This window comes from Bacillus sp. AFS012607, assembly GCF_002558005.1.
Classification (GTDB): Bacteria; Bacillota; Bacilli; order Bacillales; family Bacillaceae_G; genus Bacillus_A; species Bacillus_A thuringiensis_S.
Map to the genome: position 1 here is coordinate 224,032 of NZ_NTVM01000005.1, position 15,733 is coordinate 239,764.

Here is a 15,733-nt window from a genome sequence, read left to right on the forward strand (position 1 = left end):
AAGGCATTTGGGGGAGATGAAATGGTGCTACTGGAGTTGAAACAGTTAGGGAAAACGAACCAATTACCGGTAATTGACCTAAAAGTCGCGAAAGGACAATGTGTTGTTTTGCAATGCAATAATCATACAGCTAAAGTGTTGCACCGCATCATTATAGGCGAAGAAGAAGCGTCGACTGGCAATGTACTGTTTGAAGGGGGAGCAATTGGAAAGAAAAATTATCCACGCATCGGCTTTTGTTTTTTGAAAGATGAGGCATATGATCGTTTGAAGGTGAAGGAATACTTTAAGTTTTTAATAGGGCTTTATGAATCAAAGATAAGCATAGAAGAAGTTGTGCAGTCTGTTGGTCTCCTAGATAAACTAAACGTTAAAATAGAAAAACTATCGTTTTCAGAGAAGCGTCGTCTTCATATTGGACGAGTGATGATTCATAATCCGGATTTAGTTGTTTTGGAAGAACCGGAGCAAAATGTAGATACAGAGAGTACGGTTATTATTCGAAAGGCGATCATGAAAATGAAAGAGAAAGGAAAGGCAATCTTTATTACGTCATCATTTCTATCGGATGCCCTTTCGTTAACAGAGGATGTATACATATTAAACAACGATGGTGTGAAAAAGATAGAAATTGAGCAAGAGGAAGTGGAAGAAGTCGATGAAGAAAAAGTCATTCAAATGATTCCGCAAATGAAGTTAGAAAGAATACCTGCGAAAGTGAACGATAAAATTATTTTACTTGATCCGATGGAAATCCATTTTATTGAAACGCAAAACGGGGTAACACATATTCACGTTCGTGAAGGGGATTTCGTATGCGCCTTAACATTAAGTGAACTAGAAATGAGATTAACAGGTTTTGGTTTCTTTAGATGTCATCGCTCGTACCTTGTAAATTTACAAAGAGTACGAGAAGTGATTACATGGACTCGTAACAGTTTCAGCTTAATTTTGGATGACGAAAGAAAAAGTTCAATTCCGCTTTCAAAAGGACGCATGGATGAATTAAAAGGCGTGATTGGGCTATAAAAAGTGCTCCAATAAGCTCAACATGCGATTCATTCACCGGTAAAAATACTCCTTTTACCGGTATTTTACTGCGTAATCCCTTTGTTTTTCATATGATTGAGTCAAGAAAAGCGAAACAAACAAACAAACAAACAAACAAACAAACAAACAAACGAAAAGCGCTAAAGCGACTTTCATCTATAAAGAAGAAAAACAAAGGGGATGACGAAATGACATTGGCAATTGAAATGAAAGATGTAATGAAAAGTTTCGGCGGAAAAACGGCACTTCGAAATGTAAATATTGAGGTAAAGCAAGGAGAGATTTTCGGATTCCTCGGACCGAGTGGATCTGGTAAGACGACAACGGTAAAAATTTTAACTTCTCAATTGCTTCATAGTGTTGGAACAGTAAGAGTATTAGGGAAAGATATTACAGGACCAAGTAGCATCGATTACAAACGAATTGGTATTTTAACAGATAACAGCGGCTTATATGAAAGACTTAGTATTTATGATAACTTACTATTATTTTGTGACCTATACGATTGTAAAAAAGAACGAATCGATGAAGTACTAGCACAAGTAAATTTATTAGATGATAAAAAAACACCAGTAAAGAAACTATCAAAGGGAATGAAGCAACGCGTCACACTAGCAAGAGCAATCCTTCATAAACCAGATATCCTCTTCTTAGACGAACCAACATCTGCACTTGATCCAGTAAATGTACAAAACATTCATAAAATCTTAAAAGACTTAAATGAAGAAGGAACGACCATTTTCTTAACGACTCACAACATGGATGAAGCAGAAACGCTTTGTAACCGTATTGCCTTCCTTTGTGGCGGAGAAATTGTAGCGCTTGATACGCCAGAGAACCTGCGCTTACAATACGCTAAGGATCAAATAGAGGTCGTATTAAAAGATAAACAAAAAGAAGTAGTGCAAAAAGATGAATTAGGCGCAAAACGTATTTCAGAATGGATGAAAAAGGGCGAACTGTTATCTATTCATTCACACGAACCAACGCTAGGCGATATCTTTATTGAAGTTACTGGGAGGGGATTATAATGACATTTTCAATGAGAAGATTTTCAGCTATTTTTCGGAAAGAAGTCCAAGATTTTAAGACAAATTCACAAGTATTATTAATGGCATTTTTACCAATTATACTTTCATTTTTGTTTAGCAGATTTGGAGTGGGAAAGGAAATGTTAGGCACTACTACTATAATGGCCTTCCTATTTGTCGCAGGATTTGTTCAATCTATGGTAATTGCAGAAGAAAAAGAAAAACATACACTGCGTGTGTTAATGTTATCCCCAGCATCTTCTGTTGAAGTTCTTCTTGGAAAGAGTTTATTAACATCGGGTCTGACGATGGCCATTTGTATTGCAAATTTATTCATTTTAGATCAGTTAAATATTAATCTTCCATTGGTAGGATTGATATTCTTATGCGGAACTATTCTGTTTATCGTGCTTGGAACAATGATCGGATTACTTGCATCTTCTGTACCACAAACATCATTAATTGGTATGCCTATTTTAATGACGATGTATTTAGCTGTACAGTTTGAGCCAATGGTTGAAAATAAATTAATTAAGACGATGATTGGATATCTTCCAACATCCCATATTTCAAAAGCGATTAACAGCGTAGTAGGTGGAGCAGGATTTAGTAGTATTAGTGGGCATATATTAAATGTTGCAGTTTGGCTTATTATATCGCTCGTTGTATGTTTAATCGTATATAAAAAGAAACAATTAGACTAAAAACTGAGCCGAAACGCTCAGTTTTTTCTTTTTTCTATCATTTCCTCGGAAATTTTACAGTTCTTATACATATTTTTACAGATTTTGTCGAAAAGTAATTAGTTATGCGTTGTATAGGATACGTGAATATTGTTCAAAATGATTGCTGAGGTGATGATGGAATGCGAGGAAGAAATAATAAAAAGTCGCAAAAGGTAGTACATTTATTTCAGAAAAGATGGGTGTTTCCGGCACTATACATTGCTTGTGCAGCGGTAATCTTAATGGTTGCGCTATGGTTCCAAGGAGCTAATCCGAAGAAGACTCCAAACCACGATCAAGCAACACCGTATACACAATCGGAAGATCCAGCAGTACCAGTAACGAAATCTTCAGAAGTAGTGAAAATGCCAGCTGCCGCGAATGCGGAAGTAGTCGTACAGAAGAAATTCTATGAAGATGCAGCAACTGAGGCGGAACAAGAAAAAGCACTTGTCTTTTATAACAACACATATTCCCCGAACAAAGGAATTGACATTGCTGCGAAGAATGGAAAAGAATTCAATGTTGCTGCTGCTTTAAGTGGTACAGTAACGAAAGCTGAAAAAGATTCACTTCTTGGTTATGTTGTAACAGTTGATAGTGGAAATGGTGTAGCGGTATCTTATCAAAGCTTAGGCAGTGTGAAAGTAGAAAAAGGTGCAAGAGTTGCACAAGGTGAAGTATTAGGAACATCCGGTCTAAGTGCAATGAATAAAGAGGCAGGCTCTCACGTTCACTTTGAAGTACGTAAAGACAATGTGGCTGTGAATCCTGAACGTTACTTAAATAAATCAGTAACAGAAATTAAAGCTGATGCAGGTGCTGCAAAAGCTACGAATGCTTCTGGTAAAAAAGCTGACGACAAATCTCAAAAAGAAGAGAAGTCAACGAGCACGAAACCAGAAAATAAAACAGAAGACAAGTCTCAAAAAGAAGAGAAATCAACAAGCGGTTCAACTAGTGACAAAAAAGAAGAATCGAAGAAAGAAGAAAAATCTACAAATGGTTCTACAGAATCATCTAACGATTCTTCTTCACAAGAATAAGAAAGTGAAAAAATCAGTTCTCATTAGGAGAGCTGATTTTTTTATTTCTATATAAAAATAATCAATTTCGAGAAAAAAGTTGCAAAAACAAGGAAAAATGACGAGATTCTCGAATATATATTACAAAAGGGAGGGGATACTGTGTCATTTTTATTTGTTCTGTCGACTGCTATTATTTTATTGTTTGTTTTATTCACTTTATATTATTATATTGCCGGTAAGAAAGAGGTTCCCCACCATCAGTTGTTAGAAGAAGAATTGGAACGAGAAGAATGACGCCTTTTATACAAGGTGTCATTTTTTTTGGCCATAATAGTCAGTTTTAACGTATTTCTCACAAAAAAATGTAATTTTTCTTAACTTAGTCCGCAAAAATAGTGAACATGTAGCATATATCAGTAGTGCGGGCAATACAATGGTATAAACCAAAGCAAAGAGAGTGTTTGAGGTGAGAAATCGTGAATCATTTCATTATAAATCCAAGAATGTTTAACGCTTACAAACAGCACTCACACTTACTTCTTAGTCGTATGCAGCGAGGCTCATTTCACCCTTCTCACATCCAAATTAGGGAGGCGAGTGGTGTGCACGATTACATCAAAGAGAGAACTATCAAGATTGGTAAGTATATCGTGGAGACAAGAAAGACAGTGCGTGTCATTGCAAAGGAATTTGGGGTATCAAAGAGTACAGTTCATAAAGATTTAACAGAACGTCTACCAGAGATTAATCCAGAGCTCGCAAATGAAGTAAAAGAAATTCTTGATTATCATAAGTCTATTCGTCATTTAAGAGGTGGAGAAGCAACAAAACAAAAGTATAGAAAAGAAGATGTAGAGAAGCCTGTACGTCAATAATGTTACAGTAGCAAACATTCCGTTCACATTCGGTAATATTTTTCAGAAGAATTCTTTTTGCGAATATTACGTTTCTGTTAAATTTATGATAAAATCAGAAATTAGGTGAAAAGAATTCGGGTGTAACCTGATTTTGAATATCGAGGAGGAAAAAACGGGAATGTTTGCGCGAGATATCGGAATTGACCTAGGTACGGCTAATGTATTAATTCATGTTAAAGGTAAGGGTATTGTATTAAACGAGCCATCTGTTGTGGCAATTGATCGTAATAGTGGTAAAGTATTAGCAGTCGGTGAAGAAGCGAGAAGTATGGTGGGACGTACGCCTGGTAATATTGTAGCAATTCGTCCGCTTAAAGATGGTGTAATAGCAGATTTCGAAATTACAGAAGCAATGTTAAAGTATTTCATTAACAAATTGGACGTAAAGAGCTTCTTTTCAAAACCTCGTATTTTAATTTGTTGTCCAACAAATATTACATCAGTAGAACAAAAAGCAATTCGTGAAGCTGCTGAACGTTCAGGTGGTAAAACAGTATTTTTAGAAGAAGAACCAAAAGTAGCCGCAGTTGGTGCTGGTATGGAAATCTTCCAACCAAGCGGTAACATGGTTGTTGATATTGGTGGAGGTACAACAGATATCGCTGTACTATCTATGGGTGATATTGTTACCTCTTCCTCTATCAAAATGGCTGGCGATAAGTTTGATATGGAGATCTTAAACTATATTAAACGTAAGTATAAGCTATTAATCGGGGAACGTACTTCAGAAGATATTAAAATTAAGGTTGGTACAGTATTCCCAGGTGCACGTAGCGAAGAACTTGAAATTCGCGGACGTGACATGGTAACAGGCTTACCACGTACAATTACAGTATGCTCTGAAGAAATTACAGAAGCATTAAAAGAAAATGCAGCTGTTATTGTACAAGCTGCAAAAGGCGTATTAGAGCGCACACCACCAGAATTATCTGCAGATATCATCGACCGCGGTGTTATTCTAACAGGCGGTGGAGCTTTACTACACGGTATTGACATGCTTCTAGCAGAAGAACTAAAAGTACCGGTATTAATTGCTGAAAACCCAATGCACTGCGTTGCGGTTGGTACAGGTATTATGTTAGAGAATATCGACAGATTACCAAAGCGTGCTTTGAGATAATTTGAAAGAACTAAGGCTGACGCCTTAGTTCTTTTTTTCATTTTTATATTTTTTTATTTTGCTTTTTTGCGAAAATGGAAGGAAAATAGAGAAATATGAAGGAAACAGGTAAAATATTCATATATATGGTTAAATTTAATATTTCCTTATTTGAAAACGTTTATAATATAATGAGTCGAATACGACATTAAGGCAAATAATGTTTCAATACATATTGCCTTTCCCTAATTTGGGCATACACTCTTTTCTACCTCCGTGTCAGTTGCAAAAATGTGCAACTATTTTAATGGAATAGAGTGTGTGCATTTTTTTTTAGGAAGTTGTGCTAAATATAAAATGTTACTTTGTAATGACAAATAATAAACAAAATGGGATAATAGCAATATGTCCAAGTGGTAAGACCAATATTACAAAAGGGGCGATTGTTACATGCTAAATATAGAACAAATTAAAGAAATCATTCCTCACCGCTATCCATTTTTACTTGTTGATAAAATATTAGAAGTAGATGAAGGAAAAAGAGCGGTTGGGATTAAAAATGTATCCGCAAACGAAGAATTCTTTAACGGACACTTCCCTGACTATGCAGTTATGCCTGGTGTACTTATTGTAGAAGCATTAGCGCAAGTTGGAGCAGTTGCAGTATTAAAGAAAGAAGAAAACCGCGGAAGACTTGCTTTCTTTGCAGGTATCGACAATTGCCGTTTCAAAAAACAAGTACGACCAGGTGATCAGCTTCGTCTAGAAGTAGAAATGACACGCGTACGCGGCCCGATTGGAAAAGGAAAAGCAATCGCAACAGTAGATGGTGAAGTTGCATGTGAGGCAGAAATTACATTTGCGATTGGTGATAAAAAAGAATAGAAATTAAAAAATCTCCTTGTGAAAAGACAAGGAGATTTTTTAATTTCTGCTATATAACGATGAAACGATAATTTGCAAACTAATCAGAAAATAACTTGTAAATAGATGGCAATTACCATATACTTACTTTATTATTTGTCTAGAAAACAGGATAAGTGATAAAGGTAATAAAGAAATAAGGGCGTTGTCATATTGTTAAGGTAATTAAATAAGACAAAGTAGAATGTTATTGATTATGATGAAATGTGGGGAACTCAGCAAGAATATTAATTAGACGTATGAAATCGAGCATAAAAGAGAGAAAAGGGAAATGTCGCATTTCACAAAAGGAGATTATGAATATGTTCGGGAGAAAGAAAAGAAAACCATTACGACAATTAATTACACATAAAGAGCCTAAATCGCGTATTACAGAACAATACCGTAACATTCGTACAAACATTGAGTTTACATCTGTAGATAATCATGTTCGTTCTATCATTGTTACTTCAGCAGATCCAGGTGATGGGAAAACAACAACAATCGCAAACTTAGCAGTCGTTTTCGGACAACAAGGAAAGAAAGTTTTATTAATTGGAGCTGACTTGCGTAAGCCGACGATACAAAACTTATTTGCCATTCATAGTTCAAATGGGTTAACGAACTTATTATCAGGACAAGCAAAACTTATGCAATGCATTCAAAAAACAGATATAGAGAACGTATACTTAATGGCAGCAGGTCCAATCCCGCCAAACCCAGCAGAACTATTAGGGAGCCGGGCAATGGACGAGGCGTTGCTAGAAGCATATAACATGTTTGATATTATATTAATTGACACATCACCTGTCCTTGCGGTTACGGATGCACAAATACTTGCGAATAAATGTGATGGAATCGTACTCGTTGTACGAAGTGAAAAGACAGAAAAAGATAAAATCGTAAAAGCGAAACAAATATTAGATAAAGCATCAGGAAAAATACTTGGAGTCGTTTTAAACGACAAAAGAGAAGAAAAAGAGCAGTATGGTTATTACTAAAATAGAAAAAAGCCAATAAGGAATACTTGTTGGCTTTTTTCTCATTTTGAAATTTATTTCTCAAGTTACATAGCATAAAAAACGTGATATGATAAATAATTTGGAAAATCATTGGAATGTGTTGTCATATTTAAGATTATTTTGTAAGATTAAACTTGTTTCTTGTGAACAAATATAGAACTGAATTATTAAAAATAAAAAATGTAAGATTTATATGTTATAATTTTTCCTATGTGTAAATTTTAGAAAGTTGGAGGAACTTATGGAAGAAACAATTAGTTTAAAAGAGTTATTTCATATCTTAAAAAAACGTTTAGCAATGACCCTCGTAATCGCATTTGGTGCAGCTATAGTAAGTGCTATCATTAGCTTTTTCTTCATGACACCAATCTATCAATCTTCGACGCAAATTCTTGTTAATCAGAAGAAGCAAGAAGGGGCAATGATTCAAGCTGGTGAAATTCAAACGAATATTCAATTAACGAATACATATAAGGTTATTATTAAAAGTCCAGTAATCTTAGATCAAGTAAATGAAAAATTAAATTTAAATATGACAGCCCAAGCTTTAACAAAGAAGATTAATGTTACGAATGAAAAGGATTCACAAGTAATCTCTTTAACAGCTGAAGATAAAGATCCAAAACTAGCCCGTGATATTGCAAATGCAACCGCTGATGTATTTAAAGGTGAAGTTGCAAAAATTATGAGTGTTGATAACGTAACAGTATTATCTAAAGCAGAAGTGGCAGAAAATCAATCTCCAATTAAACCACGTCCAATGTTAAATGTAGCAATCGCTTTCGTTGTTGGTTTAATGGCTTCAGTTGGTCTTGCATTCTTACTAGAGTACTTAGATAACACGGTGAAAAAAGAAGAAGATGTAGAAACCTTACTTGGCTTACCAGTGTTAGGGATTGTAGCTCGTATGGATGAAGAAACAATGAACGTGAAATCACACGCTCCATCATCAAGAAAAGTGAGGGGACAAACAATTGGCTCTTAATTTATTTAAAAAGAAAAAGAATCATCGTCAACGCCGTCAATTAATTGCTCATCAACAACCGAAATCACCAATTTCAGAACAATATCGTAATATTCGAACGAATATTGAATTTGCAGCTGTTGATACGAATTTACATTCATTAATGGTCACGTCTGCAAACCCAAGTGAAGGGAAGACGACAACGACAGCGAATATGGCAGTTGTGTTTGCTCAACAAGGAAAAAAAGTATTATTAATTGATGCAGATATGCGTAAACCAGCAATGCATCAAATGTTCCAAGTAGATAATATTTTTGGATTAACAAACGTATTAACACATAGTGAACGTTTAGAAAAATGTGTACAAACGACATTAGTTGATAATCTACACTTTTTAGCTTGTGGTCCAATTCCACCAAATCCGGCCGAATTGCTAGGGTCGAAATCAATGAAAGAACTTCTTGGACAAGCATATAGTATGTACGATCTAGTTATTTTTGATATGCCGCCAATTTTAGCTGTAACAGATGCGCAAATTATGGCAAATGTATGTGATGCTTCTATTCTTGTTGTTCGTAGTGAATCAACAGAGAAAGAAACAGCGGTAAAAGCAAAAGGATTGTTAGAATCGGCTAAAGGTAAATTGTTGGGCGTTGTTCTGAATGATCGTGAACGTGAAGAAGGCTTATATTATTATTACGGTGCAAACTAATTAAAAGAGTGAGATATGGTTGAAACATATCTCCTTTTTTCCCTTGAATATGAGCGATATCTCATATTCAAGGGAAAAAAGATCTTTATAGGAGAGAGGGAGGATGAAACAAATGATAGATTTACATTGTCACATTTTACCTGGTATTGATGACGGTGCACAGACAGTAACAGATAGTTTAGCGATGGCGCAACAAGCCGTTTCAGAAGGAATACATACTATTGTCGCAACACCACATCATCAAAATGGTAAATATATAAATGAACGTACCTCAATTATTCATCACGTAAAACAACTAAATGATGAACTACAACAACATAATATTCCACTTACTATTTTACCTGGGCAAGAGGTCAGGTTATATGGCGATTTATTAGAAGACTATGAAGCTGATAAAATCGTTACTTTAAATGAAACAAATAAATATATATTCATTGAATTTCCATCGAATCACGTACCACGTTATGCCGAACAATTATTATATGAACTGCGCGTAAAAGGAATGATTCCAATTATCGTTCATCCGGAACGTAATGCCGAGTTAATCGAGCGGCCAGATAAGTTATATAACATTGTAAATAAAGGGGCATTAACGCAAGTAACGGCAGGTAGTTTGTTAGGGAAATTCGGTAAAAAAATTAAAAAGTTTTCACTTCAACTTGTAGAACATAACTTAACACATATGGTCGCTTCAGATGCACATAACACAACGTCAAGAGGTTTTCACTTAGCGGAAAGCTATGAACTAATTGAGAAAGAAGTTGGAATGAATGTTATGAGTGATTTGAAAGAGAATCCATATTTATTAATTAGCGGCAAAGCAATTTATAAAGAAGATCCAGAACAAATTCGTCGTAAAAAATTGTTCGGTATTTTTTAAATAAAGAATTGGTGATGTCTCCTAACCGTTATCAATGGGGGCACTCGGTTGTGCTGTGGGTAGAAATTTTTATTTCGAACCTACCTTAGACGCTTGTCGTCGGGAGTATGACGTGAGGGTGGGTTAGATGCCCATAATTTATTTATGATAGAAACTCTACCTATGGAGTTATAACTATGACTCCATAGGTAGGGTTTTTGTTATTGCTACATGTAAATATAAAAATTTATTTTTGGGGGTACTAGATTTGAAAAAAGTAAGAAAAGCAATTATCCCAGCAGCTGGTCTTGGGACGAGATTTTTACCAGCAACGAAAGCGATGCCAAAAGAAATGTTACCGATCGTTGATAAGCCGACAATTCAATACATAATAGAAGAAGCAATAGCATCAGGAATTGAAGATATTATTATTGTGACTGGAAAAGGAAAGCGTGCGATTGAAGATCATTTTGATCATTCTTTCGAATTAGAACAAAACTTATTAGAAAAAGGAAAGCTTGAAGTGCTCGAAAAAGTGCAGGCTTCTTCAAAAATTAATATTCATTACATAAGACAAAAAGAGCCAAAAGGTCTAGGGCATGCAGTATGGTGTGCACGTAAGTTTATTGGAAATGAACCATTTGCAGTATTACTTGGTGATGATATTGTACAAGCTGATACACCATGTTTACGTCAATTAATGGATCAATATGAAGGTACACAATCATCCGTTATTGGTGTACAAACAGTACCAGAAAATGAAACACATCGTTACGGTATTATCGATCCAGTTGAACAAAATGAACGTCGTTATCAGGTGCGTCAATTTGTAGAAAAGCCAGTTCAAGGAACAGCGCCATCTAATTTGGCAATTATGGGACGTTACATATTAACACCAGAAATCTTTATGTTCCTTGAGGATCAACAGACAGGTGCTGGTGGAGAGATTCAGTTAACAGATGCGATTCAAAGATTAAATGAAATTCAACGTGTGTTTGCTTATGATTTCGAAGGTACACGTTATGATGTTGGGGAGAAGTTTGGATTTATTAAGACGACGATTGAAATGGCACTTCAAAATGAAGAATTAAAAGTTGATTTAATGGAATATATGAAAGAACTTGTAAAAAAAGAAAAGGTACATTCATAAGAGAATGTCCTTTTTTATTATGAGTAAGATAAGAATTATCTAAAGAAGGGAACAGGTATATTGAGTTATCGAAAACGGCTCTCATTATTAATTTTATTAGATTCATTTATCGTATTAACTGCCGTGTATTTAAGTTATTGGTTTATACATCCCAATGTATTAAACAAAATTCCTATGACAGTAGTTATTAGTTCTATTACATTATTGTGTAGTCATCATGTTTTTGCTGCTATTTATAAGCTTTATAACAAGGCTTGGGAATACGCAAGTATTGGAGAATTAAAACAAATATTTAAAGCTATAACGCTTTCAATCATAGTAACGGCAATTGTTCAACAAATTATAAATCATGATATTTATGTTCGAATTTTAGCGATCGCATGGATGTTACATTTATTATTGATTGGTGGTTCTCGCTTCGTATGGCGTATGTTCCGTGATACGTATATTGCTAAAGCTACTGATAAAAAGCGAACATTGATTATTGGTGCTGGTTCAGCGGGAACAATGGTAGTACGTCAATTACAGCATAATAGAGAAGCAGACCTATATCCAATTGCGTTTGTTGATGATGATAGGAATAAGCAAAAATTAGAAATTTATAATGTTCCGGTTGTTGGTACAACAAATCATATTCAAGAAATTGTGGAAGACAATGATATAGAACATATTATTATCGCAATTCCTTCATTGAATAGAAATCAAATAAATGAGATTTTTGAGAAGTGTAGAAAAACGAAGGCGAAAACACAAATTGTACCGATGCTTGAAGATCTTTTAGATGGAAAACTCTCTGTTAATGAATTCCGTGATGTACAAGTAGAAGATTTATTAGGGAGAGAACCAATAAAGTTAGATGATGCAGGAATTGGAGAGAAGATTACAGGTAAAACAATTTTAGTAACAGGTGCTGGTGGATCAATTGGATCAGAAATATGTCGTCAAGTGATGAAATACAAACCAGCTAAAATTGTTCTTTTAGGACATGGTGAAAACAGCATTTATAATATCGAAATGGAAATGAGAGTTACATATAAAGATACAGTTGAAATTACAACAGAAATCGCTGATATTCAAGATCGTCATAAAATCTTTGAAATAATGAAAAAGCATCAACCGTATATTGTGTATCATGCAGCTGCACATAAGCATGTTCCTTTAATGGAGCGTAATCCAGAAGAAGCTGTTAAAAATAACATTTTTGGTACGAAAAATGTAGCTGAAGCGGCAGATACGTTTAAAGTGAATACGTTTGTTATGGTTTCTACAGATAAAGCTGTAAATCCGACAAATGTAATGGGAGCTACAAAACGATTTGCAGAAATGATTGTGCAGCATATGGCATCGGTTAGTACTGGTACACGTTTTGTTGCGGTTAGATTTGGTAATGTTCTTGGAAGTAGGGGAAGTGTAATTCCTCTGTTTAAGAAACAAATTCAAAAAGGTGGACCTGTAACAGTTACTCACCCTGATATGATTCGTTACTTTATGACAATACCAGAAGCTTCAAGATTAGTTATTCAGGCTGGAACACTAGCTAGGGGCGGAGAATTGTTCGTGCTAGATATGGGGGCCCCAGTAAAGATTGTGGATTTAGCTAAAAATTTAATTACCCTTTCAGGTTTTTCTATTGAAGAAATTGGAATTGAATTTACCGGATTAAGACCAGGTGAAAAAATGTATGAAGAGTTATTAAATGAAGGTGAAATTCATCCAGAACAAATTTTCCCTAAAATTCATATAGGAAAGGCTGTTTTAATTGATCAAGGGATTTTAAGGCAGTTTATGAATGACTTTGAAGGAATTAGTAAAGAAGAAATAAGAGAACGACTATTAGATATTGCAAATAATAAAGTAGATCTTAAAAATTAATTCAATGGAAGGAAGTTTTAAAAATGGGAGATAGAATATTTCTTTCATCACCACATATGAGTGATGAAGGTTATGAAATGCATTATGTGAAGGAAGCTTTCGATACAAATTGGATTGCACCACTTGGGGAAAATGTAAATGGATTTGAAAGAGAATTAGCTATGAAAGTAGGATCTAATGCAGCAGCAGCACTATCTTCTGGAACAGCTGCAATTCATATGGCTTTAAAAGCAGCAGGAGTAGGGGAAGGTGATGTTGTTTTTTGTCAAACACTTACGTTTTCAGCTACAGCAAATCCAATTATTTATCAAAATGCTACTCCTGTTTTCATAGATAGTGATTATGAAACTTGGAATATGTGTCCTAAAGCATTAGAAGAGGCTTTTAAAAAGTATCCAAATGTAAAGGCAGTTATAGTAGTTCATCTTTATGGTCTTTCGGCAGATATGGATAAGATTATTGAGCTTTGTAAAAAACATGATGTTACTTTAATTGAAGATGCTGCTGAATCTTTGGGAACTTATTATAAAGGTAAACATACAGGTAGTTTTGGAGAGTATGGTATTTTTTCTTTTAATGGTAATAAAATCATTACTACTTCTGGTGGCGGTATGCTTGTTTCTAATGATGAAGAAAGAGTTTCGAAGGTAAGGTTTTGGGCTACTCAAAGTAGAGACCAGGCAAGACATTATCAACACAGTGAATTAGGATTTAACTATCGTATGAGTAATGTAGTTGCTGGAATTGGTAGAGGGCAACTTAAAGTATTAGATCAAAGAGTTCAGAAGAAAAGATACATATTTGATTTTTATAAGAGAGAATTAGGAAATCTTGAAGGAATTGAATTTATGCCTAGTAATGAGTGGAATGAACCAAACTATTGGCTAAGTTCTATGACACTAAACGGTAAGGTTCGTCCAATAGATGTGATGGAAGCCCTTGAAAAAGAAAATATTGAATCTAGACCAGTTTGGAAGCCAATGCATATGCAACCATTCTTTGAGAAATATGATTTTGTTGGTACAGATGTATCAGAAAAACTTTTTGAGAATGGTATATGTTTACCAAGCGATACGAAGATGAAAGAAGCAGATCTAGAAAAAGTTGTGAAAATTATTAAAGGGTTGTGGATAGCATAATGAGGAGTTCTAAAGTTGGCATCTATGGTAGGTTTATAAAAAGGCCGATGGATTTTATACTGTCTTTAATTGCTATTATAATGCTTAGTCCAGTATTCCTTATAGTGGCTTTTCTTGTAAAAACAAGATTGGGTAGTCCGGTATTATTTAAACAAGAGAGACCAGGATTAAATGGAACTATTTTTAAAATGTATAAATTTAGAACAATGACAGATGAAAAAAATGAAAACGGTGAGTTACTACCTGATAGCGTAAGGCTTACTAAGTTCGGTAAATTTTTACGTTCAACATCACTTGATGAATTACCAGGGCTTTTTAATATTTTTAAAGGTGATATGTCAATTATAGGACCTAGACCTTTGTTGGTTCAATATTTACCTTTATATGATGAGCATCAAAAAAGACGTCATGAAGTTCGACCAGGGTTATCTGGGTTAGCACAAGTTAATGGTCGTAATGCTATTAGTTGGGAAGAAAAGTTTAATTACGATGTAGAATATGTGGAAAATATAAGTTTCATTACAGATTGGAAAATTATCCTTTTAACAATTAAGAAGGTTTTTATTAGAGAAGGAATCAATTCAGGAACTGCTGCAACGATGGAGCCATTTAAAGGAACAAAAAAAGGAAGTATAGGATTATGAAGAAAAAACTCCTTATTATAGGTGCTAGTGGTCATGGTAAGGTTGTAGCTGATATAGCTTTAAAGATGGACTTATGGGAAGAAATAGCTTTTTTGGATGATAATAAAGGGTTAAGATCATCTATGGGACTTGAAGTGATAGGTACATCTATGGATTTCACCCAATTTATAGAAAACTATGATTTATTTATAGGTATTGGTAATAACACTATAAGAAAAAAACTCCAAAAAAAATTGGAAAATAACGGTGTTAATTTACCGGTTTTAATTCATCCTAGTGCAATTATTGGGGAGCAGGTTGAAATGGCGGATGGGACAGTCATTATGGCTGGGGTTATAATTAATAGTTGTACAAAAATAGGAAGAGGTTGCATTATTAACACCGCTTCTACTATAGATCATGACAATATAATAGAAGACTATGTTCATATATCCCCAGGGGTTCATTTGGCTGGAAATGTAAGAGTAGGGGAAGAAACGTGGCTAGGGATTGGCAGTTTAGTAAAGAATAGTATAAGTGTCACTAATAAATGTCAGGTAGGGGCAGGGGCTGTAATTGTGAGGGATATTAATGAGTCCGGAACATACATAGGGATACCAGCAAGAAAAATTAATTAGT

Annotated in this window: 17 protein-coding genes; all 17 read left to right on the forward strand. The window is 34.7% G+C overall.

Annotated elements, in window-relative coordinates:
- Positions 1–21 precede the first annotated feature (21 nt).
- The 17 genes from CN409_RS03895 to CN409_RS03975 all read left to right on the forward strand — a co-directional run bounded on the left by CN409_RS03895 (position 22) and on the right by CN409_RS03975 (position 15,732).
- Complete coding sequence (locus CN409_RS03895) at positions 22–1,029, forward strand: LytTR family transcriptional regulator DNA-binding domain-containing protein (protein WP_044783405.1); 1,008 nt, start codon at positions 22–24, stop codon at positions 1,027–1,029.
- Positions 1,030–1,238: 209 nt separating this feature from the next.
- Entirely contained in the window at positions 1,239–2,081 is an 843-nt protein-coding gene (locus CN409_RS03900; protein ID WP_044783406.1) for an ABC transporter ATP-binding protein, read from the forward strand.
- Positions 2,081–2,785, forward strand: coding sequence for an ABC transporter permease (locus CN409_RS03905; protein WP_016078200.1), 705 nt, complete (start codon positions 2,081–2,083; stop codon positions 2,783–2,785). The genes CN409_RS03900 and CN409_RS03905 overlap by 1 nt, the downstream gene beginning before the upstream one ends.
- 161 nt (positions 2,786–2,946) lie before the next feature.
- Positions 2,947–3,852, forward strand: a complete 906-nt coding sequence (gene spoIIQ, locus CN409_RS03910; protein ID WP_044783408.1) for a stage II sporulation protein SpoIIQ — start codon at positions 2,947–2,949, stop codon at positions 3,850–3,852.
- A gap of 141 nt (positions 3,853–3,993) precedes the next feature.
- On the forward strand, positions 3,994–4,128 hold the full coding sequence (locus tag CN409_RS03915) for a hypothetical protein (RefSeq protein WP_000008903.1): 135 nt from the start codon (positions 3,994–3,996) through the stop codon (positions 4,126–4,128).
- Positions 4,129–4,436: 308 nt separating this feature from the next.
- Complete coding sequence (gene spoIIID / locus CN409_RS03920) at positions 4,437–4,709, forward strand: sporulation transcriptional regulator SpoIIID (protein WP_000544012.1); 273 nt, start codon at positions 4,437–4,439, stop codon at positions 4,707–4,709.
- Positions 4,710–4,869: 160 nt separating this feature from the next.
- Positions 4,870–5,871 (forward strand): rod shape-determining protein, encoded by a 1,002-nt coding sequence (mreB, locus tag CN409_RS03925; RefSeq protein ID WP_000457978.1) that lies wholly within the window; start codon positions 4,870–4,872, stop codon positions 5,869–5,871.
- A gap of 429 nt (positions 5,872–6,300) precedes the next feature.
- Positions 6,301–6,735: a 3-hydroxyacyl-ACP dehydratase FabZ gene (gene fabZ / locus CN409_RS03930; RefSeq protein WP_000931959.1), complete on the forward strand. Its 435-nt coding sequence runs from the start codon at positions 6,301–6,303 to the stop codon at positions 6,733–6,735.
- A gap of 341 nt (positions 6,736–7,076) precedes the next feature.
- A complete protein-coding gene (locus CN409_RS03935; protein ID WP_141527682.1) occupies positions 7,077–7,754 on the forward strand; it encodes a CpsD/CapB family tyrosine-protein kinase in 678 nt (225 codons plus the stop codon).
- Between the two features lie 262 nt (positions 7,755–8,016).
- Complete coding sequence (locus tag CN409_RS03940) at positions 8,017–8,760, forward strand: YveK family protein (protein ID WP_097980936.1); 744 nt, start codon at positions 8,017–8,019, stop codon at positions 8,758–8,760.
- Positions 8,750–9,451: a CpsD/CapB family tyrosine-protein kinase gene (locus CN409_RS03945; RefSeq protein ID WP_097980937.1), complete on the forward strand. Its 702-nt coding sequence runs from the start codon at positions 8,750–8,752 to the stop codon at positions 9,449–9,451. Before CN409_RS03940 ends, CN409_RS03945 begins: the two co-directional genes overlap by 11 nt.
- A 112-nt stretch (positions 9,452–9,563) precedes the next feature.
- Positions 9,564–10,331, forward strand: coding sequence for a tyrosine-protein phosphatase (locus CN409_RS03950; protein ID WP_097980975.1), 768 nt, complete (start codon positions 9,564–9,566; stop codon positions 10,329–10,331).
- A 247-nt stretch (positions 10,332–10,578) separates the two neighbouring features.
- Entirely contained in the window at positions 10,579–11,460 is an 882-nt protein-coding gene (gene galU, locus CN409_RS03955; RefSeq protein ID WP_097980938.1) for a UTP--glucose-1-phosphate uridylyltransferase GalU, read from the forward strand.
- A gap of 60 nt (positions 11,461–11,520) precedes the next feature.
- Complete coding sequence (locus CN409_RS03960; RefSeq protein WP_097980939.1) at positions 11,521–13,332, forward strand: polysaccharide biosynthesis protein; 1,812 nt, start codon at positions 11,521–11,523, stop codon at positions 13,330–13,332.
- Positions 13,333–13,355: 23 nt separating this feature from the next.
- On the forward strand, positions 13,356–14,471 hold the full coding sequence (locus CN409_RS03965; protein ID WP_097980940.1) for a DegT/DnrJ/EryC1/StrS family aminotransferase: 1,116 nt from the start codon (positions 13,356–13,358) through the stop codon (positions 14,469–14,471).
- Positions 14,471–15,115, forward strand: a complete 645-nt coding sequence (locus CN409_RS03970) for a sugar transferase (protein WP_097980941.1) — start codon at positions 14,471–14,473, stop codon at positions 15,113–15,115. The genes CN409_RS03965 and CN409_RS03970 overlap by 1 nt, the downstream gene beginning before the upstream one ends.
- Complete coding sequence (locus tag CN409_RS03975; protein WP_097980942.1) at positions 15,112–15,732, forward strand: acetyltransferase; 621 nt, start codon at positions 15,112–15,114, stop codon at positions 15,730–15,732. Before CN409_RS03970 ends, CN409_RS03975 begins: the two co-directional genes overlap by 4 nt.
- The last annotated feature ends 1 nt before the right edge of the window (position 15,733 follow it).

Bases quoted from the DNA above. Each gene is read 5' to 3' on its own strand.
- CN409_RS03895 (WP_044783405.1), top strand. From the start codon at position 22: ATGGTGCTACTGGAGTTGAAACAGTTAGGGAAAACGAACCAATTACCG.
- CN409_RS03900 (WP_044783406.1), top strand. From the start codon at position 1,239: ATGACATTGGCAATTGAAATGAAAGATGTAATGAAAAGTTTCGGCGGA.
- CN409_RS03905 (WP_016078200.1), top strand. From the start codon at position 2,081: ATGACATTTTCAATGAGAAGATTTTCAGCTATTTTTCGGAAAGAAGTC.
- spoIIQ (WP_044783408.1), top strand. From the start codon at position 2,947: ATGCGAGGAAGAAATAATAAAAAGTCGCAAAAGGTAGTACATTTATTT.
- mreB (WP_000457978.1), top strand. From the start codon at position 4,870: ATGTTTGCGCGAGATATCGGAATTGACCTAGGTACGGCTAATGTATTA.
- fabZ (WP_000931959.1), top strand. From the start codon at position 6,301: ATGCTAAATATAGAACAAATTAAAGAAATCATTCCTCACCGCTATCCA.
- CN409_RS03935 (WP_141527682.1), top strand. From the start codon at position 7,077: ATGTTCGGGAGAAAGAAAAGAAAACCATTACGACAATTAATTACACAT.
- CN409_RS03940 (WP_097980936.1), top strand. From the start codon at position 8,017: ATGGAAGAAACAATTAGTTTAAAAGAGTTATTTCATATCTTAAAAAAA.
- CN409_RS03950 (WP_097980975.1), top strand. From the start codon at position 9,564: ATGATAGATTTACATTGTCACATTTTACCTGGTATTGATGACGGTGCA.
- CN409_RS03965 (WP_097980940.1), top strand. From the start codon at position 13,356: ATGGGAGATAGAATATTTCTTTCATCACCACATATGAGTGATGAAGGT.
- CN409_RS03970 (WP_097980941.1), top strand. From the start codon at position 14,471: ATGAGGAGTTCTAAAGTTGGCATCTATGGTAGGTTTATAAAAAGGCCG.
- CN409_RS03975 (WP_097980942.1), top strand. From the start codon at position 15,112: ATGAAGAAAAAACTCCTTATTATAGGTGCTAGTGGTCATGGTAAGGTT.